The sequence below is a fragment of the Pseudonocardia sp. genome (assembly GCF_050246655.1).
Taxonomy (GTDB): Bacteria; Actinomycetota; Actinomycetes; order Mycobacteriales; family Pseudonocardiaceae; genus Pseudonocardia.
The window spans coordinates 1-26,128 of the sequence record NZ_JBFWVQ010000049.1 but is presented as its reverse complement, the minus strand read 5'-3'; the positions used below and the strand labels follow the sequence as shown (position 1 = coordinate 26,128).

At 73.6% G+C, this 26,128-nt stretch carries 25 protein-coding genes; 17 read left to right on the top strand and 8 right to left on the bottom strand.

All coding sequences use genetic code 11. The annotated features are described in order from the left end of the window. Nucleotide 1 precedes the first annotated feature (1 nt). Nucleotides 2-778, bottom strand: coding sequence for an ABC transporter permease (locus AB7J25_RS16960; protein ID WP_428510104.1), 777 nt, complete (start codon nucleotides 776-778; stop codon nucleotides 2-4). A 142-nt stretch (nucleotides 779-920) separates the two neighbouring features. On the opposite strand from AB7J25_RS16960, the gene AB7J25_RS16955 reads away from it, so the two are divergent. Next, on the top strand, nucleotides 921-1,331 hold the full coding sequence (locus AB7J25_RS16955; protein WP_428510102.1) for a PPOX class F420-dependent oxidoreductase: 411 nt from the start codon (nucleotides 921-923) through the stop codon (nucleotides 1,329-1,331). Here AB7J25_RS16955 and AB7J25_RS16950 read toward each other — a convergent pair whose 3' ends face one another. Beyond that, the gene (locus AB7J25_RS16950) at nucleotides 1,332-1,865 is read right to left on the bottom strand and encodes a TIGR03086 family metal-binding protein (RefSeq protein ID WP_428510100.1); all 534 of its coding nucleotides are present in this window, start codon (nucleotides 1,863-1,865) and stop codon (nucleotides 1,332-1,334) included. Between the two features lie 52 nt (nucleotides 1,866-1,917). Here AB7J25_RS16950 and AB7J25_RS16945 point away from each other — a divergent pair, with 52 nt between their 5' ends. Continuing rightward, nucleotides 1,918-2,751: a helix-turn-helix domain-containing protein gene (locus AB7J25_RS16945; protein WP_428510098.1), complete on the top strand. Its 834-nt coding sequence runs from the start codon at nucleotides 1,918-1,920 to the stop codon at nucleotides 2,749-2,751. A gap of 18 nt (nucleotides 2,752-2,769) precedes the next feature. Here AB7J25_RS16945 and AB7J25_RS16940 read toward each other — a convergent pair whose 3' ends face one another. Together AB7J25_RS16940 and AB7J25_RS16935 are read right to left on the bottom strand one after the other, a co-directional pair. After that, entirely contained in the window at nucleotides 2,770-3,546 is a 777-nt protein-coding gene (locus tag AB7J25_RS16940) for a chitosanase (RefSeq protein WP_428510128.1), read from the bottom strand. Nucleotides 3,547-3,566: 20 nt separating this feature from the next. Next, complete coding sequence (locus AB7J25_RS16935) at nucleotides 3,567-5,759, bottom strand: NADP-dependent isocitrate dehydrogenase (RefSeq protein WP_428510096.1); 2,193 nt, start codon at nucleotides 5,757-5,759, stop codon at nucleotides 3,567-3,569. 133 nt (nucleotides 5,760-5,892) lie between these two features. On the opposite strand from AB7J25_RS16935, the gene AB7J25_RS16930 reads away from it, so the two are divergent. The 3 genes from AB7J25_RS16930 to AB7J25_RS16920 all read left to right on the top strand — a co-directional run bounded on the left by AB7J25_RS16930 (nucleotide 5,893) and on the right by AB7J25_RS16920 (nucleotide 7,562). Then, nucleotides 5,893-6,249, top strand: coding sequence for a hypothetical protein (locus AB7J25_RS16930; RefSeq protein WP_428510095.1), 357 nt, complete (start codon nucleotides 5,893-5,895; stop codon nucleotides 6,247-6,249). A 124-nt stretch (nucleotides 6,250-6,373) separates the two neighbouring features. Further along, nucleotides 6,374-6,883 carry a YbaK/EbsC family protein gene (locus AB7J25_RS16925; protein WP_428510094.1) on the top strand — a complete coding sequence of 170 codons (510 nt, stop codon included), beginning with the start codon at nucleotides 6,374-6,376 and terminating at the stop codon, nucleotides 6,881-6,883. A gap of 106 nt (nucleotides 6,884-6,989) precedes the next feature. Beyond that, complete coding sequence (locus AB7J25_RS16920; protein ID WP_428510092.1) at nucleotides 6,990-7,562, top strand: GNAT family N-acetyltransferase; 573 nt, start codon at nucleotides 6,990-6,992, stop codon at nucleotides 7,560-7,562. A 22-nt stretch (nucleotides 7,563-7,584) separates the two neighbouring features. Here AB7J25_RS16920 and AB7J25_RS16915 read toward each other — a convergent pair whose 3' ends face one another. Further along, nucleotides 7,585-8,844, bottom strand: coding sequence for a CysS/YqeB C-terminal domain-containing protein (locus AB7J25_RS16915; protein WP_428510090.1), 1,260 nt, complete (start codon nucleotides 8,842-8,844; stop codon nucleotides 7,585-7,587). Beyond that, a complete protein-coding gene (locus AB7J25_RS16910) occupies nucleotides 8,841-9,665 on the bottom strand; it encodes an alpha/beta fold hydrolase (protein ID WP_428510088.1) in 825 nt (274 codons plus the stop codon). Before AB7J25_RS16910 ends, AB7J25_RS16915 begins: the two co-directional genes overlap by 4 nt. A 168-nt stretch (nucleotides 9,666-9,833) precedes the next feature. Between AB7J25_RS16910 and trpS the strand changes: the two genes are divergently transcribed. Both trpS and yhjD read left to right on the top strand, forming a co-directional pair. After that, nucleotides 9,834-10,841 carry a tryptophan--tRNA ligase gene (trpS, locus tag AB7J25_RS16905; RefSeq protein ID WP_428510086.1) on the top strand — a complete coding sequence of 336 codons (1,008 nt, stop codon included), beginning with the start codon at nucleotides 9,834-9,836 and terminating at the stop codon, nucleotides 10,839-10,841. A gap of 33 nt (nucleotides 10,842-10,874) precedes the next feature. Continuing rightward, on the top strand, nucleotides 10,875-11,924 hold the full coding sequence (yhjD, locus tag AB7J25_RS16900) for an inner membrane protein YhjD (protein ID WP_428510084.1): 1,050 nt from the start codon (nucleotides 10,875-10,877) through the stop codon (nucleotides 11,922-11,924). Between the two features lie 19 nt (nucleotides 11,925-11,943). Here yhjD and AB7J25_RS16895 read toward each other — a convergent pair whose 3' ends face one another. After that, on the bottom strand, nucleotides 11,944-13,179 hold the full coding sequence (locus tag AB7J25_RS16895; RefSeq protein WP_428510082.1) for a D-alanyl-D-alanine carboxypeptidase family protein: 1,236 nt from the start codon (nucleotides 13,177-13,179) through the stop codon (nucleotides 11,944-11,946). A gap of 256 nt (nucleotides 13,180-13,435) precedes the next feature. On the opposite strand from AB7J25_RS16895, the gene AB7J25_RS16890 reads away from it, so the two are divergent. The 6 genes from AB7J25_RS16890 to AB7J25_RS16865 all read left to right on the top strand — a co-directional run bounded on the left by AB7J25_RS16890 (nucleotide 13,436) and on the right by AB7J25_RS16865 (nucleotide 20,363). Beyond that, nucleotides 13,436-14,581 (top strand): BMP family lipoprotein, encoded by a 1,146-nt coding sequence (locus AB7J25_RS16890; protein ID WP_428510080.1) that lies wholly within the window; start codon nucleotides 13,436-13,438, stop codon nucleotides 14,579-14,581. Further along, a complete protein-coding gene (locus AB7J25_RS16885) occupies nucleotides 14,578-16,095 on the top strand; it encodes an ABC transporter ATP-binding protein (protein WP_428510078.1) in 1,518 nt (505 codons plus the stop codon). The genes AB7J25_RS16890 and AB7J25_RS16885 overlap by 4 nt, the downstream gene beginning before the upstream one ends. Further along, nucleotides 16,092-17,180: an ABC transporter permease gene (locus AB7J25_RS16880; RefSeq protein ID WP_428510076.1), complete on the top strand. Its 1,089-nt coding sequence runs from the start codon at nucleotides 16,092-16,094 to the stop codon at nucleotides 17,178-17,180. The genes AB7J25_RS16885 and AB7J25_RS16880 overlap by 4 nt, the downstream gene beginning before the upstream one ends. 76 nt (nucleotides 17,181-17,256) lie before the next feature. Then, complete coding sequence (locus tag AB7J25_RS16875) at nucleotides 17,257-18,513, top strand: ABC transporter permease (protein WP_428510074.1); 1,257 nt, start codon at nucleotides 17,257-17,259, stop codon at nucleotides 18,511-18,513. Beyond that, entirely contained in the window at nucleotides 18,506-18,958 is a 453-nt protein-coding gene (locus AB7J25_RS16870; protein ID WP_428510072.1) for a cytidine deaminase, read from the top strand. Before AB7J25_RS16875 ends, AB7J25_RS16870 begins: the two co-directional genes overlap by 8 nt. A gap of 136 nt (nucleotides 18,959-19,094) precedes the next feature. Then, nucleotides 19,095-20,363 carry a thymidine phosphorylase gene (locus AB7J25_RS16865; RefSeq protein ID WP_428510070.1) on the top strand — a complete coding sequence of 423 codons (1,269 nt, stop codon included), beginning with the start codon at nucleotides 19,095-19,097 and terminating at the stop codon, nucleotides 20,361-20,363. A 217-nt stretch (nucleotides 20,364-20,580) separates the two neighbouring features. Here AB7J25_RS16865 and AB7J25_RS16860 read toward each other — a convergent pair whose 3' ends face one another. Further along, entirely contained in the window at nucleotides 20,581-21,819 is a 1,239-nt protein-coding gene (locus AB7J25_RS16860) for a PA containing protein (protein WP_428510068.1), read from the bottom strand. Nucleotides 21,820-21,919: 100 nt separating this feature from the next. Here AB7J25_RS16860 and AB7J25_RS16855 point away from each other — a divergent pair, with 100 nt between their 5' ends. The 4 genes from AB7J25_RS16855 (at nucleotide 21,920) to AB7J25_RS16840 (ending at nucleotide 25,516) form a co-directional block, all read left to right on the top strand. Beyond that, nucleotides 21,920-23,008, top strand: coding sequence for an adenosine deaminase (locus AB7J25_RS16855; RefSeq protein WP_428510066.1), 1,089 nt, complete (start codon nucleotides 21,920-21,922; stop codon nucleotides 23,006-23,008). A 75-nt stretch (nucleotides 23,009-23,083) separates the two neighbouring features. Next, entirely contained in the window at nucleotides 23,084-23,533 is a 450-nt protein-coding gene (locus AB7J25_RS16850) for a DUF6069 family protein (RefSeq protein ID WP_428510064.1), read from the top strand. Nucleotides 23,534-23,587: 54 nt separating this feature from the next. Next, a complete protein-coding gene (locus tag AB7J25_RS16845; protein ID WP_428510062.1) occupies nucleotides 23,588-24,460 on the top strand; it encodes an esterase/lipase family protein in 873 nt (290 codons plus the stop codon). Nucleotides 24,461-24,802: 342 nt separating this feature from the next. Next, nucleotides 24,803-25,516, top strand: a complete 714-nt coding sequence (locus AB7J25_RS16840; RefSeq protein ID WP_428510060.1) for a M23 family metallopeptidase — start codon at nucleotides 24,803-24,805, stop codon at nucleotides 25,514-25,516. Nucleotides 25,517-26,128 lie beyond the last annotated feature (612 nt).

Sequence of the window (26,128 nt, the reverse complement as noted above, 5' to 3'; positions counted from 1 at the left end):
CTCACCCACCCTGCACCACCAGGCGCCGCCCGCCGCGCTCCAACACGACCCGCCCCGCCGCGAGCAGCAGCACCATCCAGAGCACCTGGTGGATCACCGCGGGCCAGGACGCCTGCTCGAGGAAGACGTCGATCGGGGTCTGGAAGAGCGCGGGGAACGGGGTCCACCACAGCGCGGTGCGCGCCCACTCGGGGAACCACGGCAGCGGCATGACCAACCCGGCCAGCAACCCGCCCACCACGCCCCACACTGCGAGGACGCCACGGGCGTCGAGCAGCCAGAACGCGCTGAGGTTGAGCAGGAAGCGGACGGCGAAGCTCACGACCACGGCCGCGAGCACCGACAGCGCGAACAGCGCGTAGGTCCCCAGGTGCGCCGGCCAGCGGAACCCGAACACGAGCGCCCCGAACGCGGCGGGCGGGACGAGGCGGGTGAGCACAGCGAAACCCGCACGGCCGAGATCGCCGGCGAGCCGGGCGGCCTGCAGGTCCCAGGGCCTGCCGAGATCGACGACGACGTCGCCCGAGCGGATCCGGCGCGAGAGCTCGACGTCGCCCCAGAGCAGCACCACAGTGAGCAGGCCCTGACCGAGCCAGACGTAGGTGACGGCCGCGGCGACGTCGTAACCGGCGACCGTGCCCCGCTCGGCGAGGACGGCGACGAGCACGGCGGTGCGCAGGAGCCCGAAGACGACGTTGGTGGTGAGGCCGGCGAGCGCGGCCTGGCGGTAGGAGGAGTAGCGGAGGAACCCGGCCCGGATCAGTCGCGGGAAGAGCACGTCGTTCCACGTTACGGCCGCGCGCAACCGGTTTTCGGGGTGGCGCGTCCTCGGCCGGACCGGGAGCACGGTTCGGCGAGCTGCCTCGGCACCCTCGCGGCGGCTTGACCTGAAGTCCGGTCGAGCCTGCAGGGTCGCAGGCATGACGACCTTCACCGCGCCCGAGATCGCCTTCCTCCGCGAGACCCGGCTGGCCCGCCTCGCGACCCTCGGTCCCGACGGGGCACCGCAGGTCCGCCCGGTCGGCTTCCTCGTCGACGAGCAGGCCGGGACGCTGGACATCCCGGGCCTGCGCAACCCGTCGACCCAGAAGTGGCGCAACGTGCTGCGCGACCCCCGCGTCGCCCTCGTCGTGGACGACGTGGTGCCCGATCCGTGGCAGCCGCGGGCGCTCGAGATCCGCGGTGTCGCCGAGGCGCTCCCGGACGTGTTCCCCGACGGCGCCTTTCCCGGCGTGGCGCCCGGGGTGATCCGGATCCACCCGCGGCGGATCCTCGTCCTGGGCGTGGACGGCAGTCCCGCCGCGCGGACGGTGGACCCGGCCGGCCGGTGATCAGCGCGGGTCGCGGCCCGTCAGCGCGAGCAGGCGGTCCTGGCGGGACGCGCCGCCGGGCACCGGCACGGCGGGCTTGCAGATCCCCTCGGAGTACATGGCGTCGCCGAACCCCGCGATCGACGTCTCGAGCAGGTCGAGCTCGGCGTCGGTGAACAGCTCGTCGCGACCCAGCGCGCGGGCGACGTCCCAGCGGTGGACGACCATGTCGAAGCCGTAGAAGTCCACCAGCGTCGCGCCCACGGTGGTGCGGCCGAAGTAGCCGTCGTACTCGCGCGGCCAGAGATCGCCGGGCAGCGCCTCGACGGCCGCGGAGTGCGCAGCCCACCGGGTGGCGAGGTCGCCGTCGGGGCGCGGGCCGAGGTCGGTGTGCCGGGCGAGGAAGTCGCGCTGGGTGTCGACGACGTGGTCGACGACGTCGGCCACGGTCCAGCCCTCGCACGGGGTGGACGCGGCCGGATCCGTGTCGTCGCGGCCCAGCAGCGCCCCGAACGCTTCGGCCTTCTCACGGTAGAGCTTCTGCAGGTCTCGCATGCCGCCCAGCATCACGGAGCGGGCCGGGCCCGGGCTTGAAAGAATCCGTCAGGTGCCCCGCCCCATCGACCCTGTCGAGCACGCGCACCTGCGCGACGCGACCGGATTCAGCCCGCCGGTGCACCGCTACGCCCCGGACCCGGCGCTCGCCGACCTCGTGCGGCGCCACTGGGTGCCCGTGTGGTCGCTGCCGGACGGGACGCGGTCCGTGCAGCGCGTGCTGCAGTACCCGGTCTGCCTGATCGTCGTCGCGGACACCTACGCCCGTCTCATCGGCGTCGACACCGGCCTGTCGACCAAGGAGCTCACCGGGAGCGGATGGGCCGTCGGCACGATGCTGCAGCCCGCGGCCGGTTCGCTGCTGCTCGGCGGGCCGGTCTCGGCGATCACCGACGGGTCCACCGATCTCGCCGCGCTCACCGCCGTCGACGGGCCCGCGCTCAGCGCCGCCGTCCGCGCGGCGATGGGCGCGGAGATGGGCGCGGCGCCCGAGGACCCGGCCCGGCATCGCGCCGCGCTCGCCCACGTCGAGCGGGCGCTCGCCGCGCTGCTGCCTGTCGACGCGGAGGGCCTGCTCGTCAACGCCGTCGTCGAGTACGTGGAGGGCGATCCCGAGGTGCTGCGCGTGGCCCAGATCTGCGCCAAGTTCGGCATCGCGGACCGCACCCTGCAGCGGCTGGTCGTGCGCCGCACCGGCCTCACCCCGAAGTGGCTCGTCCAGCGCCGCCGCCTGCAGGACGCCGCGGGCCTGCTCCGCGACGGCGCCGACCTCGCCCGGGTCGCCGCCGATCTCGGCTACGCGGACCAGGCGCACTTCACCCGGGACTTCCGCACCGTCACCGGCCTCACCCCCGGCCGGTACGCCGCCGAGCCCCCGCCCCGCTGACCCGCGCTGACGCCGCGCTCAGCGATCGATGCGGTAGGTGTCGCCGTAGGTCTGCCACTGCAGCGGCGGGTCCAGGCCGAGGTTGCCGTCGCGCAGGAACACCCGCTGCGCCGTGTCGACGCGGCTCGTGTCCGCGTGCGCCGCCTCTCGCCTCATCACCACCGTGCGGGCGTCGAGGAACGCCGTCAGGTACGCCACCTCGTCCCCGCCCCGCGACGGCGGCAGCGCCCGTGCCAGCGCGGCCTCCCGGATCCCGCCGAAGCTGTCCGCGTCGTCCCCCGGGCCGTGCATGACCAGCGCGTCGAAGTAGACGAACTGGCCCAGCGTGCCCAGCCCGTCCGCCCGGGCCTGTCGCACTGCCGGGCCGAGGTAGACGGTGTCGCGCTCGCGGTCCTGGGCGGCCCGGAACGCCGGGTCGGACGCCGCCGCCGTCCAGGCCGCGACGAAGCCGTCGCCCAGGCCGTCGTGGGAGTCCGTGCCGAGCACCTGTTCCAACGCCGGCAGGTAGCGCGCGAGGCTGTTGGCGGGGACGGCGGCGGTGTATCCGCGGACCACCTCCAGCATGTCCCCGGTGGCCGAGGTGAAGCCGAGGATGCCGCCGGTGTAGCCCCGCCCGTCGCCGATGTCCTCGAGGTAGCCGTACTGGGCGCGCCAGTCCAGCGTCGAGTTCTCGGCGCTGGCCACCAGCTCCATGGCGATGTCCAGCTTCGCCGGATCGTCCAACCCGGACGCCGGGGCGGGATCGAACACCGACACCACCCCGATCAGCACTGTCGCGACGATCCCGGCGACCACGAGCACGGCGGACCGGACCGTCAGAACTCCGCGAGCGCGGCGTTGAACGTCGCGCTCGGCCGCATGACCTCGTCCGCGCGCGCCCGGTCCACGTAGTAGTAGCCGCCGAGGTCGACCGGCGAGCCCTGGACCGCGTTCAGCTCGGCGACGATCGTCTCCTCCTGCGCCGCCAGCCGCTCCGCGAGCGGGGCGAAGACCGCCGCCAGCTCGGGGTCGTCGGTCTGCTCGGCGAGCGCCCGCGCCCAGTACAGGGCCAGGTAGAAGTGCGACCCGCGGTTGTCGAGCTCGCCGACCTTGCGCGACGGCGACTTCCCGGTCTCCAGCAGCGCACCCGTCGCCTCGTCCAGGGCCCGGCCGAGCACCCCGGCGCGCGGGTTGTCGCCCCGCTCGGCGACGTGCTCCAGCGAGACGGCGAGCGCGAGGAACTCGCCGAGGGAGTCCCACCGCAGGTGGTTCTCCTTCAGCAGCTGCTGGACGTGCTTGGGTGCCGAGCCACCCGCTCCGGTCTCGAACAGCCCCCCGCCGTTCATGAGGGGCACGATCGAGAGCATCTTCGCGCTGGTACCCAGCTCCAGGATCGGGAACAGGTCGGTGAGGTAGTCGCGCAGCACGTTGCCCGTGACGGAGATCGTGTCCTCGCCGCGCGCGGCCCGCTCCAGCGTGTAGCGGGTGGCCTCCGCGACCGGCAGGATCTCGATCGTCAGCCCGTCCGTGTCGAGCCGCTCCAGCTGGGCGCGCACCTTCGCGAGCACCTGGGCGTCGTGGCCGCGCGTCTCGTCCAGCCAGAACACCGCGGGCCACCCGGTGGCGCGGGCGCGGCCGACCGCCAACTCCACCCAGTTGCGGATCGGGGCGTCCTTCGTCTGGCAGGACCGCCAGATGTCACCGGCCTCGACCGCGTGCTCCAGCAGCACCGTCCCGTCCGAGGCGACGACGCGGACGGTGCCCGGCGCGGCGATCTCGAAGGTCTTGTCGTGGCTGCCGTATTCCTCGGCCTTCTGCGCCATCAGCCCCACGTTCGGCGTGGTGCCCATCGTCGTCGGGTCGAACGCACCGTGCTCGCGGCAGAAGTCGACCGTCTGCGCGTACAGCGGCGCGTACGACGAGTCCGGGATGACGAACGCCGTGTCCTGCTGCGCACCGTCGGCGTTCCACATCTGCCCCGACGACCGGATCGCCGCGGGCATCGAGGCGTCGATGATGACGTCGCTCGGGACGTGGAGGTTCGTGATGCCGCGGTCGGAGTCGACCATCGCGATCCGGGGCGCGTCGACGTACGTGGCCGTGATCGCGGCCTCGATCTCCTCACGCTTCCCCACGGGGAGCTTCGCGAGCGCCGTGATCACGCTGGCCAGGCCGTCGTCCGGGTCCGCGCCGACGGAGGCGAGATCGTCCCCGAACCGCTCGAAGACGTCCGCGAAGTACGTGGTGACGGCGTGCCCGAACATGATCGGGTCCGACACCTTCATCATCGTGGCCTTGAGGTGCAGCGAGAACAGCACCCCCGCGTCCCTCGCCGCCGCCACCTGCTCGGCGAGGAAGGCCCGCAGCGCCGACACCGACATCCGCGCCGCGTCGACGATCTCGCCCGCCAGCACCGGCAGGCTCTCCTTCAGCACCGTGACGGTGCCGTCGGTGCCGACGTGCTCGATGCGCAGCGTGTCGGGGGCCGCGACCGTCGCCGAGATCTCGGAGTGCCGGAAGTCGGCGTCGCTCATCGTCACGACGTAGGACCTGGAGTCCGGCGACCAGGCACCCATCGAGTGCGGGTGCTTCTTCGCGAAGTTCTTCACCGACGCAGGGGCGCGGCGGTCCGAGTTGCCCTCGCGCAGCACCGGGTTGACCGCGCTGCCCTGCACCGTGGCGTAGGCGGCGCGGGCGGCCTTCTCCGCGGCGGTTCCGGGGTCCTCCGGGTAGTCCGGGACGGCGTGCCCCGCGGCCTGCAGCTCTGCGATCGCCGCCTTGAGCTGCGGGATCGACGCGGAGATGTTCGGCAGCTTGATGATGTTCGCGTCGGGGGTGGTCGCGAGCCGCCCCAGCTCACCGAGCGCGTCCGGGGCGAGGTCGAACGCCGCCAGGATGCGTCCCGCCAGCGAGATGTCGCGCGTCTCCACGTCCACACCGGCCTTGCCCGCGAACGCCGAGATCACCGGCAGCAGCGAATGTGTCGCGAGTGCCGGAGCCTCGTCGGTGTAGGTGTAGATCACGTTCATCTGCGGCCCCTGTGCCCGTCGGATCGCTGGTCACCGACACGCTAGCGGTGTTGCGCGCCCCGCCCGGTTCCTGGGCATGTGACCTCCGCTCCACTACCGTTCCGTCGGGGGGCGGGACGAGGGAGAGGCATCCATGGCGCGCGGTTACACCCTCAAGAAGCCCGACCCGTCGATCTTCAAGGGCTGGGGTTTCGTCCTCGTGCTCGGCACCATCCTCGCGGTCCTCGCGATGTTCCATCGCGGCACGCTCGACGCGACCCAGGTCACCCAGCCGGCCGACGGCGCGTCGTGCCAGTTCGAGGTCACGATCGACAACCTCAACGTGCGCTCCGAACCGACGCTCGACGGCAACGCCCCCGTCCAGACCGTCTCCAAGGGCCAGGTGGTGCAGGGAACGCCGGTGGTGCAGAACGGCTACCGCGAGCTCGAGGGCGGACTGTGGGCGCTGGACCAGCACCTCGCGCTCGTGCCGGGATCGACGTGCTCATAGCCGCGAGTTGCGCATCCTGCGGCCGCGAGTTGCGCATTCCATCGTCGCGAGTTGCGCATCCTGCGGCCGCGAGTTCCGCATTCCGCCGGTCGCCCGGAACCCGGAAGCGTCCAGGACCCGGCTCGTGCTTGACTCCCCGCTCGTGACCGATCCACACCGGCACCGCAACGTGCAGCTCGTCGTCGACGCCCTCTCCGAGGGGGGCGCGGCCCCGCGCGCCGTCGAAGGGCTGCGCGTCCTGCCCGACGCCGTCTCCACCGCCGCGGCGGCGGCTGCCGCGCTCGGCGTCGACGTGGGCGCGATCGCCAACTCCCTGATCTTCGACGCCGACGGCGAGCCGCTGCTCGTCCTCACCTCCGGCGCTCACCGTGTGGACACGGCCAGGGTGGCCGCGCTCGTCGGCGTCGCGACGGTGCGCCGGGCCTCCCCCGACTTCGTGCGGGAGGCCACCGGGCAGGTCATCGGCGGCGTCGCCCCTGTCGGGCATCCCGCGCCGCTTCGGACGCTGGTCGACCGTGCGCTTGCCGGATACGACGAGGTGTGGGCGGCGGGCGGCATCCCGCACGCGGTCTTCCCGACGACGTTCGCCGAGCTCGTCACGGTCACGAAGGGCGAGCCCGCGGAGGTCGCCTGAGAGCGTGTGGTGTGGGAACCACACCGCACCTGCAGCGCGTGCAGGGTGCCCCGCCACACGCCCCTTCCGGCTTGCCTCCCCCGCCGAACCCGGCTTGGCTCAGCGGATGGGCTTCGACACCCGTCCCGTCACCCCGGACCGGGTCGACGACTTCGTCGCGGTCGCCAACCCGAACCGACGCCCGACCCATTGCTGGTGCCTGGCGCACCGGCTCACCGCGAAGGAGGTCGCCGAGCTCGGGCCGGACCGCGAGACGGCGTTCCGCGCGCTCTGCGCCCGCGAGAACCCACCTGGGCTGATCGGGTACGCCGACGGCGAGCCGGTCGGTTGGTGCAGCATCGGCCCGCGCGCCGAGAACACGCGACTCAGCCGGTCGACGCTGATCCGGCCGATCGACGACCTGCCCGTGTGGAGCATCATCTGCGTCGTCATCCGCGGTGGGCACCGCAAGCACGGATACACGACCCCGCTGATCGAGGGCGCCGTCGCGCATGCGGCCTCGAGAGGCGCGCCGGCCGTCGAGAGCTACCCGGTCGACGCCGCCGGGGGCCGGATCGACACGACGATGGCGTTCGTCGGAACGCGGACGATGTTCGAGAAGGCGGGTTTCACCGTGGCCGGGACGACGGACGCGATGGGGAGCGGGAAGCCGAGGCTGGTGATGCGCCGGACGCTGTGACGGCGGCACCCACGCCGCCGCGTCAGCCCCGCATCGCCCACCGCGCACCGGACGGCGAATCGCGCACCTCGACCCCCGCAGCGACGAGCCGGTCGCGCAGCGCGTCCGCGCGGGCGAAGTCGCGGCAGGCGCGGGCGGCGGCGCGCTCGTCGAGCAGGGCCTCGACCAGCGGGGCGACGCGCTGCGCCGGGTCGGCGAGCCCATCGCGCGCGGCGGCAGCCAGCTCGACGACCATGCCGCGCAGGGTGCGGCGGGCGTGGTCGGCGTCGTCGCTCTGCAGCGTGTCGGCCGACCAGTCGGCCAACGCCTGCTCCAGGTCGAGGACGGCGCCGGCGGCGGCGTCCGCGTCCCGGGCGGCGACCGCGGCGTCGAACGCCGCGCGGGCACGGTCCGCGGCGGCGCGCAGGGAGGTCGCGGCCGGAGCGGGCGCGGGGGCGTCCGGCGCGGGCTCTGCGGCCTCCGCTGCCTGATGGATCGCCGAACTCGGGCCGGCGGAATGCGCAACTCGCGCGAGGTCGGTCACCGGGACCACGGTTCCCGACGGCAGCACGCGCGAGGCGCCGTCGAACCGCACCGTCACCGTCCCGTTGCCGAGCACGGTCGCGGTGCCCGCGGCGAGGTCGAGGACCAGCGCGGTGTGCTCGTCCACCCCGATGACGTGGGCCCCTTCGGGCAGCATGCCCTCCAGCAGCCGCAGCCGCCGCTCGCCGAGGTAGCAGAAGCGGGTGGAGTGGGTGCCGCCCTCGGTGTTGTCGTAGTGCGGGATGACGGCGGCGCGCAGCCCGGTGAGCCGCTCCAGGAGGTTCATCCCCTCCGCCCAGGACGGGTCCGCACCGCTCTTGTAGATCTCGTACACCGGCACGGCGACCAGGCCGAGGGTGAGCGCCGCGGCGCTCGCGAACGTCACGGTCCCCCCGGACGCGACGACCGCGGCGGCCGCGTCGTCGAAGCCCACCCCGGCCCACACGCGCAGTGCGTAGGTCGGGCTGCCGGGACCGGCGAAGACCCAGCGGGCACTGCGGACGGAAGCGAGCGCACGGTCGGTGTCCGCGCCACCGAGCCGGGTGCGCCACCGCAGCGCCGTCACGGTGCGCCCGACGTTGCGGCCGAAGTAGGCCACGGCCTTCTCGGTGATGTCGTCGGCGTTCTCCTGGAAGCCGTACGGGGTGTCGAGCAGCAGCGCAGGGCCGTCGCCCGCGGCGCGCAGGGTGGCGCGGTGCACCTCGACCATCGTCGGAGCGGTCTCCCCCGATCCCATGATCACGAGCCGTCCCGCGTTCATGCGAGCCCTCCGATCAGCGCGGCGACCCGGTCCGGGTGCTGGGCGTGCAGGTCGTGGTCGGCGCCGGGGAACTCCACGAGCTCCGCGGACGGCAGCGCGGCGGCGGCCTCGTCGACGAGCGCGCGGCCACCTGCGCCGGGCAGGGCGGCGAGCAGCAGCGTCCGGCACGTCACGCGCGGGTAGAGATCGCGGGGCCGGTGCTCGACCATGCTCGTGACGATCGCCCGGTGGCGCCCCCGCGTGAGCCGCGGCCGGACGGGGTCGTCCGGGTGCAGGTTGGCGAGCGTCGCGTCGATCGCCGCCGACGACCAGTCCTGGTGCATCCCGACGAGGCGTTCGCGCAGGTCGCCGAGCTTCAGGCCGTCGAAGTCCGGCGGCGCGAGCACCTCCCACGCCGCCTCGGCGGTGGGCCAGCGGTCCGCGAGGTGCAGCCACCCGCCGTCGACGAGCGCGAGCCCGTGGACGAGGTCGGGCCGGTCCGCCGCCAGCTGGAGCACGACGTTGCCACCCCACGACTGGCCCGCCACGACCGGCTCACCCAGGCCCGCACACACGCCGGCGAGGTCGAGAGCCGCCTGCAGCGTCGGGCCCGGGCCGCCGTCCGGATCGGGGACGTCGGCGGACGCCCCGTGCCCGCGCAGGTCGACGGCCACCACCGGATGCTCGTCGGCCGCCAGCCGTCCGGCCACCTCGTCCCACAGCCGCGCGTTCGACGACAGCCCGTGCACCAGCAGGACCGGGCGCGCACCGCCGCCGGGCCAGGAGCGGGCGGACAGCGTCACGGCCCCCGCCGCCACCCCGATGATCTCCGGCAGGCCCACGAGCAGCCAGCGTAGTCAGCCGACGGTCGGACCGGCGCATCCCCGGAGCAGGCGATGCGCGCGCGAGGCCGCCCGACCGCGGGCCGGATCACGCAACGCAGCGTGCACCGCCACCTCGCCCGGAGCGCCTGATCCCAACCCCCTGGCCCGGCCTGGGAGGATCGCCCCATGACCGAACGCCGCCCCCGGATCCTGTCGGGCATCCAGCCCACCGCCGACTCGTTCCATCTCGGCAACTACCTGGGCGCGATCCGTCAGTGGGTGGCGCTGCAGGACGACCACGAGGCGTTCTGCTTCATCCCGGACCTGCACGCGATCACCGTCGAGTACGACCCCAAGGTGCTGCGCAACCGCACCCGCCGGGCCGCGGCGCAGCTGCTCGCGCTCGGCCTGGACCGCTCCACGATCTTCGTGCAGTCCCAGGTCCCCGAGCACCCGCGGCTGGCGTGGGTGCTCGGCTGCATGACGGGGTTCGGCGAGGCGAGCCGGATGACGCAGTTCAAGGACAAGGCACAGAAGCAGGGCACGGAGCGGGCCAGCGTCGGCCTGTTCACCTACCCGATCCTGCAGGCCGCCGACATCCTGCTCTACCAGGCCGACCGCGTCCCCGTCGGTGAGGACCAGCGCCAGCACCTGGAGCTCACCCGCGACCTCGCTCAGCGGTTCAACACCCGCTACGGGCGGACGTTCGTCGTGCCAGAGGCCTACATCCCCCAAGGGGCCGCGAAGATCACGGACCTGCAGGACCCCACGTCGAAGATGAGCAAGTCCTCGTCCTCGCCCGGCGGGATCATCGACCTGCTCGACGACCCGAAGGTCTCGGCGAAGAAGATCCGCTCGGCCGTCACCGACACCGAGCGCGAGATCCGGTTCGACCGGGAGAACAAGCCCGGCGTCTCCAACCTCCTGACGATCTACGCCGCCCTCGCGGACCGGAAGATCTCCGAGTTGGAGGCCGACTACGCCGGCAAGGGCTACGGCGACCTCAAGTCCGACCTCGCCGACGTCGTCGCCGAGTTCGTCTCGCCGCTGCGGGCCAGGGTGCAGGTCTACCTGGACGATCCGGCGGAGCTGGACCGGGTACTCGCAGCGGGCGCCACCCACGCGGGTGAGATCGCCGGTTCGACGCTGGCCCGCGTCCACGAGAAGATCGGCTTCCTGCCGACCCCGAGATAGAGCCGAGACAGAGCCGAGACAGAGGAGCGCCCCGTGGCCGCCGCGGACGAGGAGAAGCCGTCGAAGGTCGCGCAGCTGCGCGAGCGCTACCCCTGGATCGACCATCTCGCCCGCGCGGGCGTCCGCTACACCGAGCGGCACGGCGACCACTACGCGGCGGCGATCACGTTCTTCAGCGTGCTCTCGCTCGTGCCGCTCCTGATGGTCGGCTTCGCTGCGGCCGGCTACGTGCTGTTCTTCAACCCCGAACTGCTCACCCAGATCCAGGACTCGATCAAGGAGAACCTGCCGCCGAGCATCGCCGACACCCTCAACCCGGCCATCGACCAGGCGATCGCCCAGCGCAACGCGGTGCTGAGCTTCGGCCTGCTCACCGCGCTGTACTCCGGGATCGGGTGGATGTCGAACCTGCGCGAGGCGCTCTCGGAGCAGTGGGCCCAGCCGCCGGAGGTGCCGGCCCTGGTTCCGCGACTGCTGAAGGACCTGCTCGCGCTCGCGGGGCTCGGGGTCGCGCTGCTCCTGTCGTTCGCGATCACGGGGATCGTCGGCGGGTTCGCGGCCCAGCTGCTGCAGCTCGTCGGGCTGGCCGACGCCGCCTGGGCGCGGGGGCTGCTCCAACTGGTCAGCGTGCTCCTCGGGCTCGCCGCCAACTTCCTGATCTTCCTGTGGGTGATCGCCCGGCTCCCGCGCCGGCACGCCACGCTGCGCAGCGCGGCGAAGGCGGCGCTGCTCGGCGCGATCGGGTTCGAGGTGCTCAAGCGGGTGATGACCGTCTACCTCGCCGCCGTGTCCAGCTCGCCGAGCGGCGCCGCGTTCGGCGGCATCATCGGCCTCTTCGTGTTCGCGTTCTTCGTCTCCCGGTTCATCCTCTTCGTCACGGCCTGGGCCGCGACGGCGAAGGAGAACGAGCAGGACCTCGTCCCGGAGGTGCCGGCGCCCGCCGTCATCCGCCCGGAGGTGGTGGTCCGCTCGGGGCCGAGCGCGCAGGGGGCCGCCGGCCTGATCGGCGCGGGTGCGGTGGCGGGCGTCGTGACCGGGGCGTTGGCGCTCCTGGGCGTGCGGCGGATAGGCCGCCGCGGCTGAGCGTGGACGTTCCGGCCGGTCAGCGCCTGCGGGTGCGGCGCATCACGACGCCGATCCCCACCGCACCGACGACCGCCGCCCCCAGCGCGTAGGGCAGCACCGGCCCCGACACGAGCGGCGCCGGCACGAACGGCACTGCCCGCGACGGCGGCGGAGGCGGGGAGTCGACGAGCACGCCGAGCGGCTCCGTCCCCGCCGGGAGGGCGAACCCGGCGTCGAGCAGCATCGCGGCCTGTGTCCACATGGGCACCGGCGTCTGCTCCCCGCGGGCCAGAGCCACGACCAGCCGCCTGCCGTCGCGCTGGGCGGCGCCGACGAACGTGTGCCGGGCCGCCTCGGTGAACCCGGTCTTGCCACCGATGGTGCCGGGGTAGCGGTAGAGCAGCTTGTCGGAGTTGGTCAACGTGAAGGCGGGATGGTCGCCGAACCCGGGGAAGGGGACGGACCGCGTCGCCGTCGTCTCGGCGAACAGCGGGTCGCGCAGCGCCACCCGGAACAGCACCGCCAGGTCGTAGGCCGACGACGACATGCCCGGCCCGTCCAGCCCTGACGGCGTTGCGGCGCGGGTGTCGAGGGCGCCGAGGTCGTGCGCGGTGGCATTCATCGCCGCCGTCGTCGCCTCCGGCCCACCCAGGGTGCGGGCGAGGGCGTTCGCGGCGTCGTTGCCGGAGTTGAGCAGCAGCCCCGCGAGGAGCTGGCGGACGGTGTAGTGCCCGCCGGGGCCGACGCCGGCGCGGCTGCCGTCGATCCGGGCGTCCTCGACGGTGCCGTCGACGACCGTGTCCGGGTCGAGCCGGTCCAGCACGACGAGCGCGGCGAGCACCTTCAGCGTCGAGGCCGGCCGGTGGCGGGTGTGCGGGGCGTGCGCGGCGAGGACGGCCCCGCTGTCCAGGTCCGCGACGATCCACGACGCGGCGCTGATCCCGTCCGGCACGACGAACCCGGGCGGGAGCACGTCCCCGCACGCGCCCATCTGCGCGCCGCCGACGGGCTCCGCAGGCCACGGCACGGGCGGAACGGGCGCGGCGGCGAGCTCCTCCGCCGCGGGCGGACCGGGCGGGGCATCGGCGCCGGGGCACGGCGCGGGCGCGGCGGCCGGCACGGTGGCGGGCGGGGCAGCGGCGGGCAGCGTCGCGGGCGCGGCGGGCACGGTGGCCGATGCCGGCGGCCCGGCGGCCGGGGAGCACAGCGCGACCGCGGCGACGACGGCGACCAGCACTGCGCGCGTCACGGTCGCGAGCCGGGCCCTCGTCACACGTCCGAGTGTGGCACCGCCCGGCCCCACGCCCGCGCGCCCGTCCCACCCGGAAAGCGCACCACGGCCCGCCGAACGGCAGCCTCCGGGTCGCTTGACCAGGCCCAGCGCGCGGGGTGATCACTCCGTCACGGCTCGCAATCGACGATTCGGTCACGCCGACGATCGATCCCGCGCGCGGAGCAGCCGCGCGGGTTTACGTTCACCCGCGACCCAGGCCCCGCCCGGGGCCCATCCCCGATCGGAGGGCGTCGACGTGCGGATCACGCAGGGGCGGATTCGGAAGGGCATCGCGCTGGCGGCGATCGTGCTGGCCACCGCGGCGACCGCGAGCTGTGCCCGCGACACCGGCGGCGGCACCGGTGCGGGCGGTGCCGGTGGTGCTGCGGAGTGCACCCGCAACGCGCCCCCCGCCGCGGCGGGCGCGACGACCTCCACCCAGCTCGCCCCGAACGCGGACGCGAGCGGGCTGAAGGTCGGCATGGCCTACGACATCGGCGGCCGCGGCGACCAGTCCTTCAACGACTCGGCGGCCGCGGGCCTCGAGCGGGCGATCGCCGAGCTGGGGCTCGCCCAGGCCAACACCCGCGAGCTGGCCGCAGCTCCCAACGAGAGCGAGGACGCGGCGGCCACCCGCCTGCGCCAGCTCGTCGCCGACGGCTTCAACCCGATCATCGCGGTGGGCTTCAAGTACGCCTCGGCCGTGCAGACCGTGGCGACGGAGAGCCCCGACGTGAAGTTCGCGATCGTCGACGACTCGACCGTCGAGCTGCCCAACGTCACCCCGCTCGTGTTCGCCGAGGAGCAGGGCTCCTTCCTGGTCGGCGCAGCGGCGGCCCTCAAGACGCAGACCTGCAAGATCGGCTTCGTGGGTGGCGTGGAGACGCCGCTGATCGAGAAGTTCGAGGCGGGCTACGTCGCGGGGGCGAAGGCGGTGGCGCCGAACGTCCAGATCGACGTCAAGTACCTCACCCCGGCGGGCGACTTCACCGGGTTCAACGACCCGGCGAAGGCGACCGTCGTCGCGAAGGGCCAGCTCGACGCCGGCGCGGACGTCATCTACCACGCCTCCGGTGCGTCCGGCCAGGGCGTGTTCGAGGCCGTGAACACCGCGCAGAAGATGGCGATCGGGGTGGACTCCGACCAGTACAAGACGGTCCCGCCGCCGGTCAACCAGGTGATCATCACCTCGATGCTCAAGCGCGTCGACACCGCCGTTTTCGACTACATCAACTCCGTCGCCGGCAACACCACGGGCTCGCTGCCGAAGGCCTTCGACCTCAAGGTGGACGGGGTCGGCTACTCGACCAGCGGCGGGCGGGTCGACGACATCGTCCCGCAGCTCGACGCGTACGAGGGCGCGATCGTCGCCGGCAGCATCACGGTGCCGACCACGCCGTGACCGCTGAGTACGCGGTCGAGCTGGCGGGTATCACGAAGCGGTTCCCGGGGGTCGTCGCCAACGACGGCGTCGACCTCCGGGTCCGTTCCGGCGAGGTGCACGCCCTCTGCGGGGAGAACGGCGCGGGCAAGTCGACGCTCATGAAGATCCTCTACGGGATGCAGCACCCCGACGAGGGCACGATCATCGTGGACGGGACGGAGGTGCACTTCCGCACGCCTGCCGACGCGATCCGGGCGGGCATCGGCATGGTGCACCAGCACTTCATGCTGGCCGACAACTTCACGGTGCTGGAGAACGTCCTGCTCGGCGCGGAGGCGCAGCTCGGGATCCGCGGGAAGGCCCGCGCCCGGGTGGTCGAGCTGGCCCGCACGGTGGGCCTGCGTGCCGCTCCGGACACCTTGATGGAGTCGCTCGGCGTCGCGGACCGCCAGCGCGTCGAGATCCTCAAGGTGCTCTACCGCGGCGCGCGCACGGTCATCCTGGACGAGCCGACGGCCGTGCTGGTGCCGCAGGAGGTCGACGAGCTGTTCGCGACGCTGCGCCACATGCGTGCCGACGGCTACACGTTCGTCTTCATCTCCCACAAGCTCGACGAGGTGCGCGCGATCGCGGACTCGATCACGGTGATCCGGCGCGGCCGCACCGTCGGCACGGTCGACCCGAAGACCACGACCACCCGCAGGCTCGCCGAGATGATGGTGGGCTCGCAGCTGCCCGACCCGGGCACCCGCGAGTCGACCGTCACCGACCGCGAGGTCTTGCTGGTCGAGGGCCTGACGCTCGCGGGCGAGGAGGGCGCGCGCCCGCTGCTGGACGGCGTCGATCTCGTCGTGCACGCGGGCGAGATCGTCGGCATCGCGGGGGTGGAGGGCAACGGTCAGACCGAGCTCGTCGAGTCGATCATGGGGATGCGCCGGGAGGCCACCGGCCGCGTCGTGCTCGCGGGCGCGGACCTCTCCCGCGAGCACACGCTGCGCCGCCGCGAGGCCGGTATCGGCTACATCCCCGAGGACCGCACCCGCCACGGCCTGCTCGCCTCCCAGCCGCTGTGGGTCAACCGGATCCTCGGCTACCAGAGCCGTCCCCCGGTCAGCCGCGGTGGCCGGCTCGGCCTGCTCGACCTCGCCGCCGCGCGCCGCGACACCGAGCGGATCGTCGCGGAGTTCGACGTCCGCACCCCGGGCGTGGATGTCCCGGCCGCGGCGCTGTCGGGCGGCAACCAGCAGAAGCTCGTCATCGGCCGCGAGCTCTCCGGCGACCCCGTCCTTCTGCTCGCCGCGCACCCCACGCGCGGCGTGGACGTCGGTGCGCAGGCGGCGATCTGGGAGGAGATCCGCCGGGCCCGCGCGAGCGGGCTCGCGGTGCTGCTCGTCTCGGCGGACCTCGACGAGCTGATCGGCCTGTCCGACACGATCCGGGTGATGTTCGACGGCCGCCTCGTCGCCGAAGCCGACCCGACCACCGTCACCCCCGAGGAGTTGGGCGCGGCCATGACGGGGACGAGCGCGTGAGTCGCCTGCGGACGGTCGCCCTGCCGCCCGCGCTCGCGGTGCTGTTCGCGGCCGTGCTGTGCGCGATCGCCCTGCTGATCAGCGGGGACTCGCCGTGGATCGCGCTCGTCGCGATGATCACCCAGGTCGGAGAGGGCACCACGGCGGTCGACATCGTCAACAGCGGCGCCGTCTACTACCTCGCCGCGCTGGCCGTCGCGATCGGCTTCCAGATGAAGCTGTTCAACATCGGTGTCGAGGGCCAGTTCCGGCTCGCGGCGTGCGTGGCCGCGATCGTCGGCGGGGCCGTGGTGTTGCCCCCGGTGCTGCACTCGTTGCTGATCATCGCGACGGGTGCGGCGGTCGGGGCGGCGTGGGCGGGGATCCCGGCGCTGCTGAAGGCCTACCGGGGTGTCAGCGAGGTCATCTCGACGATCATGCTGAACTTCGTCGCGACGGGCGTGATCGCCTACCTGATCTCCACGGACGCGTTCGGCGTGCTGCGCGGCAACAACATCACCACCCAGCCGATCGAGCCGAGCGGGCAGGTCGCGGGCCTCGACCTCGACGGGGCCGGCACGATCTTCGGGTTGGTGCTGCTCGCGGCGCTGCTGGGCGTGGGGTACTGGTTCATGCTGGGGCGCACGCGGTTCGGGTTCGAGCTGACGGCGTCCGGCGAGTCGCCGACCGCGGCGGCCGCGGGCGGGGTGGACGAGCGGAAGATGATCGTGATCGCGCTGCTGCTCTCCGGGGCGGTCGCCGGGCTCGTCGGGCTGCCGGAGCTGCTCGGCCGCGACGTCGCGTACACGCTCACCTCGCCCCAGGGCTACGGGTTCACCGGCATCGCGATCGCCCTGCTGGGCCGCAACCATCCCGTCGGGATGGCGCTCGCGGCGCTGCTGTGGGCGTTCCTGGACAAGTCCGCGCTGGCCCTGGACAACGTCGGGGTACCGCGGGAGATCGTGCTGATCATGCAGGGTTCGGTGGTGCTGTCGGTGGTCACGGCGTACGAGATCATGCGGCGTTACGAGCTGGCTGCCGAGCAGCGGCGGGTGGCGGCGCAGCTGGCGGCCCGGCAGGCACCGGCAGCGGGGGTGGCGTCGTGACCCGTCGAGAACGACATTGCGCATGCTCCGAGGCCCTGTTGATCAGCAGAACGTCGTTCTCGACGGGGGCGGCGTCGTGACCGCCGTCGAGACCCGGCCCGGGCAGCGGCCCTCCCGGCTGCGGCGCGTGCCCCGCTGGGCACGGTCCGCGATCATCGTGGCCGTCGGCGTGGTGATCCTCTCGATCACCGCCACGCTCACGGGCCAGTTCCAGCTCACGTCCGGCGGCACGGCCCAGGCCGCCGTCCTGCTGATGCTGCCGATCCTGCTCGCCGGGCTCGGCGGGCTGTGGTCCGAGCGCGCGGGCGTGATCAACATCGGGCTCGAGGGCATGATGATCCTCGGCACCTGGGGCGCCGCGTGGGCCGGCTACCAGTGGGGGCCGTGGGCCGCCGTCCTCGGCGGGATCGTCATGGGCGGCCTGGGCGGGCTCCTGCACGCCGTCGCCACCGTGACGTTCAACGTCAACCACATCGTCTCGGGCGTCGCGGTGACGTTGCTGGGCCTTGGCGTCACCAAGTACCTCGCGACGCTGCTGTTCGAGCCGGTGTCGCGCAACCCGCGCCAGTCACCACGGGTGGGAGGTTTCGAGACGTTCTCCGTACCCGTGGTGTCGGATGCCCTCGCCGCGCTGGAGGCCCAGCAACGCGTCTTCGTGTCCGACGTCGCCGGGCTGCTGTCCGGGCTGCTCACCGGGCTCACCCCGCTGGTGGTGATCGGGTTCGCGCTGGTGCCGCTCAGCTACCTGCTGCTCTGGCGCACCCGCTTCGGGCTGCGGCTGCGCTCCTGCGGGGAGAACCCGGTGGCCGCGGAGTCGCTGGGCGTCAACGTCCTGGCCTACAAGTACGTCGGGGTGGTCGTCTCCGGGGTGTTGGCCGGGCTCGGCGGGGCCGCACTGGTGCTCAACCCCGGCCAGCTCGGCTACCTGGAGGGCCAGACCGGTGGCCGCGGGTACATCGGGCTGGCCGCGATGATCTTCGGCAACTGGCGGCCCGTCGGGCTGCTCGCCGGATCGGCCATCTTCGGCTACGTGGACGGGCTTCAGCTGCGCGCGGGCGGCGAGGCCGTGCACGCGCTGCTCTACGGCGCGACGCTCGTGGCGGTGGCGGTGGCGATGTGGTGGGTCGGCAGGCGCTACTGGCGGGGAGCCGCGGTCGCGGCAGCGGCCGGCGCGGTGGTCTACCTGGCCTACGCGGTGTTCGACACGGTGCCGCGCGAGTTCGCCACCTACGCCCCTCAGCTGGTGACGCTCGTCGTGCTCGCGGTCGCCTCGCAGCGGCTGCGACCACCGGCCGCGGACGGCGAGGGCTACCGGCGAGGCGAAGGTGACTGAGCCCGCCTCCGGGGTGACGGACTGGGACGCCCTGCGCGCCGCGGCCGTCTCCGCGGCCCGCTCGGCCTACGCGCCCTACTCCGGGCTGCACGTCGGCGCGGCGGCCGAGTGCGACGACGGCCGCGTCGTCACCGGCTGCAACGTCGAGAACGCCTCGTACGGCCTGGGGCTGTGCGCCGAGTGCACGCTGGCCGGGCAGCTGCGGCTCACCGGCGGCGGCCGGCTCGTCGCGGTGGCGTGCCGGGCCGGGACGGGCGAGCTGCTCATGCCGTGCGGGCGCTGCCGCCAGGTCCTCTACGAGCTGGGCGGCCCGGAGTGCCTGCTGGACACCCCGCGGGGCATCCGGCCCCTGCGCGACGTGCTCCCCGACGCCTTCGGCCCCGACGACCTCCCGCACGACGTCCCGCACGACCTCCCGCGTGACCGCTCCGGAGGCCGCCCGTGACCGCGGTCCCCGGCCCCCCGCGAGTTGCGCCTCTCGCGGCGGCGAGTTCCGCATTCCGCGGCGGCGAGTTCCGCATCTCGCCGCGGCGAGTTGCGCATCTCATCAGGCCGGGTTGCGTGTTTCGTCAGGAGTCGCCGTGAACGCCATCGACGTGATCATCGCGAAGCGGGACGGCCGACGGCTCACCGACGAGCAGATCGACTGGGTCGTCGCCGCCTACACCGACGGGGACGTCGCGGACGAGCAGATGTCCGCCCTCGCCATGGCGATTCTGCTCAACGGGATGGACGCGGGCGAGATCGCCCGCTGGACCGCCGCGATGATCGACTCCGGTGAGCGCCTCGACCTGCCCGACGTCGGCCGCCCGCTGGTGGACAAGCACTCCACCGGCGGGGTCGGCGACAAGATCACCTTGCCGCTCGCCCCGCTCGTCGCGGCCTGCGGGGCGGCCGTGCCGCAGCTGTCCGGGCGCGGGCTCGGCCATACGGGCGGCACGCTGGACAAGCTGGAGTCGATCCCCGGCTGGCGGGCGACGTTGTCCGTCGACGAGATCGCCGCCCAGCTCGCCGACGTCGGCGCGGTCATCTGCGCCACCACCCCCACCCTCGCGCCCGCGGACCGCAAGCTCTACGCCCTGCGTGACGTCACCGGCACCGTCGAGTCCATCCCGCTCATCGCCAGCTCGATCATGAGCAAGAAGATCGCCGAGGGCACCTTCGGGCTCGTGCTCGACGTCAAGGTCGGGACGGGCGCGTTCATGAAGACACGCGAACGGGCGCGCGAGCTCGCCGAGGCGATGGTGCGGATCGGCGCCGACCACGGCCTCGCGACCCGCGCACTGCTCACCGACATGTCCACCCCGCTCGGATGCGCCGCGGGCAACGCGCTGGAGGTCGCCGAGTCGGTGGAGGTGCTGCGCGGTGGCGGACCCGCGGACGTCGTCGAGCTGACGGTGGCGCTCGCGCGGGAGATGCTGGAGCTGGTCGGCCTGGACGTCGATCCGGCGCCGGTGCTGGAGTCCGGGGCCGCCTACCCCGTCTGGGAGCGGATGATCGCGGCCCAGGGCGGGGACCCTTCCGCGCCCCTTCCGCGGCCTTCGCACGTCGAGGAGCTGCGCGCGGACCGGTCCGGGGTGGTGGTCCGGTGCGACGCTCACGCCGTCGGGACGGCCGCGTGGCGCCTCGGCGCGGGGCGCGCGCTCAAGGAACATGCGGTGCAGGCCGCGGCGGGCGTGCTGCTGCGGGCCCGGCCCGGCGACGAGGTCCGCGCCGGCGATCCGCTCATGGAGCTGCACACCGACACGCCCGCAGCCGTGCCCCTGGCGCTGGCAGCGTTGGCGGGCGGGGTCGTCGTCGCAGACGAGCCGGTCGTGGCACCGGAGCTGGTGCTCGGCGCGATCCGCTGACGGCGGGACCCGCAACATGCGCTGATGGATTGCGCAACTCGCGGCTGCGAGATGCGGAACTCGCGGCCGCCGAACGCACAACACGCGCCGGCGAGATGCGCAACTCGCCGGGCGGGCCTACGGCGACACCGGCGGGCGCCCGGGTGTGGCCCGGCCGGCACCAGGGTGAGGTGCCCGGGTGCGGCGCTCAGGTGGGGCGCTCGGGTGCGGCGCCCGGTCAGGCGTCGACCGGGTCCCCGTGGCCGTTCGCGCTGGGCGCCGACGCCTTCGACCGCGACGTGCGCCGCGTGGCGGCCCGCGGCGGGGCCGGCGGCGGGGCCAGGGACGGCCCCCGGCCGCCCATGATGATCTCCGCAAACGTCGCCATGGCCTCGTCGAGGTGACCGGCGGTGCGCCGCTCCGACTCCTCGTTGGCCCGGGTGACCAGCCCCTGCAGCGCGACGGTGTCCGGGCGATCCCCGAGCACGGCGTCCACGCCGTCCAGGCGCCCCGCCAGCGCGTCCAGGCGGCCGGCGAGGGCGTCCAGCTGGGCGGTGACCGCAGCCGGATCGACGGCAGGCCGGGCCGCCAGCTCTTCCAGGCGGGTGGCGAGCCCGTCCACGTGGCCGGGGTCCGCGACAGGCCTGCCCGCCAACTCGGCGACCCGGGACGCGAGCCGTTCGACCTGGCTCTGCTCCGCGACGGGGCGCGCGGCGAGCGCCTCCAGCCGGGCCGCGAGCTCGGCCAGCTGGGATCCCACCTCGGCGGGATCGACCGAGGGCCGACCCGCCAGCTCCTCCAGCTGCGCGGCGATCGCCTCGACCCGGGCGGGGTCCACGGCCGGCCGCGCCCCGAGGTCCTCCAGACGCCGGTGCAGCCCGACGGTCGAGTCCCCGAGCAGGTTGCGGATGCCGTCGCCGGTCTCGTCGAACGCCTTGACGGCGCCGGTGAGCTGCTCACGCACCATCCGCTCGACGCCGTCGATCTTCTCCTTGACCGGCCCCCCGACGGTCGTGGGCAGGGCGTCCAGGCGCATCTCGTGGCGGTCCAGGCGGGTGTCGAGCTCGTCGAGACGCTTGTGCAGGCCGGCGAGCCGGTCGTCCAGCCCGTCCATGCGCCCGGAGACACCTTCGAGCCGCCCGGCCATGCCGTCCAGGCGCCCGTCGAGCGCGGCGATGGGGCGGCCGAGCTTGTCCGGCAGCACCTCCAGGGCGCGGACGACGGCCGAGAGCACCGAGTCCTGCGCGTCCAGCTTCGCGACCGCCTCGTCCAGGCGCTCGGCGAGGACGCCGACCTCCGTGCGGTCCGGCATCTCGGACAGTCGCTTGCGGACGGTGCCGATCGCGTCCAGGCCGGCCAGCCGGGCGTGGATCTCGTCGAGGGAGTCGAAGATCTGCTGCTGCTCGCTGTCACGCAGCTCGGCGGCACGCATCAGCATGCCGCGCATGCGGTCGAACGACAGGGACTGGTCGGTCATGTCGCGGGGAGCTTCCTGTCGGGAGGAGCACATCGGGGAGGCCCCCAGCCTACGGCTGCGGTGTCGGCACCGATTCAGCGGCGGGCACTAACCTGGCCGGGTGCCCGTTCTCCTCGACGCCGCAACGATCCGGGACGCCCCGAAGGTGCTCCTCCACGACCATCTCGACGGCGGGTTGCGGCCGGCCACTGTCGTGGAGCTCGCGGACGCCGTGGGCTACCCGGACCTGCCGGTCCGCGACACCGGTGAGCTTGCCTCCTGGTTCCTCGGGGCGGCGCATTCGGGATCGCTCGAGCGCTACCTGGAGACGTTCGGCCACACCGTCGCGGTGATGCAGACCGAGGAGGCGCTGCACCGGGTCGCCGCCGAGTGCGCCGAGGACCTGGCCGCGGACGGCGTCGTCTACGCGGAGGTCCGGTTCGCCCCCGAACTGCACGTGGAGCGAGGGCTCACGCCGGAGGCGGTGATCGAGGCCGTGCTGGACGGCTTCCGTGCGGGCACCCGACGCGCCGCGGAGCAGGGGCGGCGGGTCCGGATCGGCTGCCTGCTCACCGCGATGCGCCACGCGGCGCGGTCGCGGGAGATCGCGGAGCTGTCGGTGCGCTACCGCGACGTCGGCGTCGTCGGGTTCGACATCGCGGGCGCCGAGGCGGGGTTCCCGCCCACGCGCCACCTCGACGCGTTCGAGTACGTCCACCAGCAGAACGCGCACGTCACGATCCACGCGGGCGAGGCGTTCGGGCTGCCGTCGATCTGGGAGGCCGTGCAGTACTGCGGGGCGGACCGGCTGGGTCACGGCGTGCGGATCGTCGACGACATCGCCGTCGGCGAGGACGGCACGGCGAAGCTGGGCAGGCTCGCGGCGTACGTGCGTGATGCGCGGATCCCGCTGGAGATGTGCCCGACGTCGAACGTCCACACGGGCGCGGCGCCGTCCTTGCGCGAGCACCCGATCGGCCTGCTGGCGCGACTGCGCTTCCGGGTCACGGTGAACACCGACAACCGGCTGATGTCGGGGGTGACGCTCTCCGACGAGTTCGCGGGGCTCGCCGACGTGTTCGGCTACGGGTGGGCCGACCTGCAGTGGTTCACCGTGAACGCGATGAAGTCGGCGTTCATCGGCTTCGACGAGCGGCTCGCGCTGATCGACGACGTGATCAAGCCGGGTTACGCCGCGCTGATGGCTTGACCTGAAGCCGGGTTCACCTCCGAGGGTGGTGACGTGGCCGCCGACCGGGCGGCCCCGATCCCCCGGGAGGGCCTCGTGACCAGCACAGACACCACCTCGACGACCGTCACTGCCACACCTGCCCGCTCCACCGCGCCGTGGCGCGACGTCCTCACGATCACCGCCGTCGCCTACGTCGCCGCGGTCGTGGCCTGCGAGCTCGTGCTGCTCGTGGGGATCGCCGCGGAGGCGAGCTTCGTCCTCACCGTCCCCGGCACGCCACCGCATCCCGTCACGAGCTGGGACATCGTCACCACCAGCACGATCCTGCCGATCGGCGTGCTGCTCGCGGCTCTGCTCGCACGGTGGCGGCGCTGGTTCCTGCGCGTCGGGCAGGTCGTGGGGGGCGCGCTCGCGCTGCTCTCGGTGCTCGGCCCGCTGACGGGCCCGACGGACTCCGGGACGCGCCTCGCGCTCAGCCTCATGCACGTGCTCGTCGGTGCGGGTGCCGTAATCGCCCTGGAGGCGATCGGACGACGTCGGTAACGAATCGATAACTGAGATCGCCCGTGTAACACGTCTGTCACTTACCCTCCGGTAATGGCACTGTTCCGCGCAGGAGCGGACCTCGCGGGTGCCCTCGCGGCCACCTCGCGAGGTCTCGCCGTGGAGGCGTGCTGGCTCACGGCCCGGGCGGTGACCTATCCGCTGGGCTTCACCCCCGAGCAGTTCCTCCCGGCGGATCCCGGCTACCGGGTGCAGGACCTCCCGCCGGGCCGCCGCGGGCTCCTCGTCACCGATCTCGACGCCGCCCGCACGCCGATCGTCCTACTGCACGGGTTCCTCGACAACCGCGGTGCGTTCTCGCGGTTCCGCCGCTCGTTGCGGCGCCGCGGCTTCGCCTGCGTCCACGCCGTCAACTACAACCCGCTGCTCGACGACGTCCGCACCGCCGCGGCCCAGGTCGCCGTGGAGATCGACCGGATCCGCGAGCACACCGGAGCCGACCGGGTGCACGTCGTCGGCCACTCCCTCGGCGGCATCGTCGCCCGCTACCACGTGCAGCGCCTCGGCGGGCACGCCGCCGTCGACACCGTCGCCACGCTCGGTAGCCCGCACGGCGGCTCGGCGATCGCCGGGTGGCTGCCCGGACCGCTGGGACGCCAGATGCGACCCGGCTCGGACCTGCTCGCCGAGCTGGCGGAACCCGCGCCGCAGTGCCACACCCGCTTCCTCGTCGTGTGGAGCAGGCTCGATCAGGTCATGATCCCCCGCACCGCCGCCCGCCTGCAGCATCCCGACCTCCACGTCGAGGAGCTGGAGCTGCGCGACGTCGGGCACGCCACGCTGCCGCTGGACGGCCGGGTGGCCCACTGGGTCGCCGCACGGCTGGCCCGCAGCGCCCCCCACGGCAGCAGGCGGGCCTCCGTGGCACCGGTCACGTTCCGTGGTGGGTCGGCGTCCGCCTCCTGAAGCCGACCGCTCGCCGACCGACACGGCCCGCGGCATTTGCCTCACCGGCCGCATCGGGCTAACTTTCGGCACGACCGGGTCACGAACCCGTCACGACGACGCCAGGACCGCACCCCGAACACGGTCCTGCCGGGCCCCCCGACCCGCGCCGTCGCGACGTTCCCGGCTCACCGGCACCTGGGCGTGCCGGACAACTGAGGCTCGAAAGGGCAGGTCTTGGCGTCCCACCGCTCCCCCAGCGGCGCCCGACCGGTTCCCGGCTCGTCCCCGTCGCGACGCGCGACGTCCGAGCCGGGCGTACACCGGCTCCCGGCGCCGCCGCACGCCACCGTGCGGCATCGCGTGACGATCGCGGCCGTCGCCGCGGGCGCCGCCGTCGCGGGCGGGCAGACGGCGTTCACGACGATGGTCGACTCCCCGACCGCTCCGCTCGTCCCGGTCGCCGCCCGCACCTCCTTCGCCGAGGGCTTCGCGGCGGTGCCGCAGGGCATCGGGGGCGACCTGCCGCCGCTCGGCACCCTGCAGGTCACGAGCCTGGACCCCGGCGACCAGGTCGACGTCGCCAACCTCGCCAAGGCCGTTGACATCGGCGCCCAGCTCGCCAAGAAGGCCAAGCTCCTCGACTCCGCCCTCGCCGACGGCGCCCCCACCGCCGTCGTCCGTGACGGGCTGGCGTTCGTCCAACCCGCCCTCGGCCGCTTCACCTCCGGCTTCGGTGCCCGTTGGGGCCGCCATCACGACGGCATCGACATCGCGAACCGCATCGGCACCCCGATCTACGCCGTCACGGACGGAGTGGTCGAGGAGTCCGGGCCGGCCTCGGGCTTCGGCCTGTGGATCGTCCTGCGCCACACCGACGGCACCCAGAGCGTCTACGGCCACATCAACCGCTCCTTCGTGAAGGAGGGGCAGCGAGTCAAGGCGGGCGAGCAGATCGCCGAGGTCGGCAACCGGGGCATCTCCACCGGACCCCACCTGCACTTCGAGGTGTGGGACGCGGACGGCACCAAGCTCAACCCGATCACCTGGCTGCGCGAGCACGGGATCACCATCTGAGGGCTGAGCGCGGGGTGGGCAGCCGGTCGGTGGCTGCCGCGGTCTGCGAAGCGCGTCCGCAGTCTGCGAGGCACGGCGGTGCGGCCTGCGAGGCGTGTCGGCGGTCTGCGAGGCACGGCGGCGCCCGCCAGCCACACCGGCGGCCGCAAGCCACACCGGCGGGCCACCCTGCGATGCGCCCGAACCCACACCAGGACACCCCCCACCTCGCACGCCACCTCGCAGAGGCCCGACACGGTTCGCAGACGCTGTAGCCCCTGCGAGGCGTGTCCACGGTCTGCGAGGCACGGCGGCGCGGCCTGCGAAGCGTGCCCGGGGTCTGCGAGGCACGGCGGCGCCAGCCAGCCACACCGGCGGGCCACCCTGCGATGCGCCCGGACCCACACCGGGACACCCCCCACCTCGCGCGCCACCTCGCAGGGGCCCGACACGGTTCGCAGACGCTGCAGCCCCTGCGAGGCGTGCCCACGGTCTGCGAGGCACGGCGGTGCAGTCTGCGAGGCAGGGCGGCGCGGCCTGCGAGGCGTGCCCGGGGTGGACTGCGAGGAACGGCGGCGCGGCCTGCGAGTAGCGACGGAGCGGCCGGCAAGGCGCGACGGCGCGGGTCGCCCG

Coding starts and splice junctions, on each gene's coding strand:
- AB7J25_RS16845 (WP_428510062.1), top strand. CDS start 23,588: ATGGCACTGTTCCGCGCAGGAGCGGACCTCGCGGGTGCCCTCGCGGCC.
- AB7J25_RS16915 (WP_428510090.1), bottom strand. CDS start 8,844: ATGAACGCGGGACGGCTCGTGATCATGGGATCGGGGGAGACCGCTCCG.
- trpS (WP_428510086.1), top strand. CDS start 9,834: ATGACCGAACGCCGCCCCCGGATCCTGTCGGGCATCCAGCCCACCGCC.
- AB7J25_RS16950 (WP_428510100.1), bottom strand. CDS start 1,865: ATGCGAGACCTGCAGAAGCTCTACCGTGAGAAGGCCGAAGCGTTCGGG.
- AB7J25_RS16955 (WP_428510102.1), top strand. CDS start 921: ATGACGACCTTCACCGCGCCCGAGATCGCCTTCCTCCGCGAGACCCGG.
- AB7J25_RS16935 (WP_428510096.1), bottom strand. CDS start 5,759: ATGAACGTGATCTACACCTACACCGACGAGGCTCCGGCACTCGCGACA.
- AB7J25_RS16920 (WP_428510092.1), top strand. CDS start 6,990: ATGGGCTTCGACACCCGTCCCGTCACCCCGGACCGGGTCGACGACTTC.
- AB7J25_RS16860 (WP_428510068.1), bottom strand. CDS start 21,819: ATGACCGACCAGTCCCTGTCGTTCGACCGCATGCGCGGCATGCTGATG.
- AB7J25_RS16930 (WP_428510095.1), top strand. CDS start 5,893: ATGGCGCGCGGTTACACCCTCAAGAAGCCCGACCCGTCGATCTTCAAG.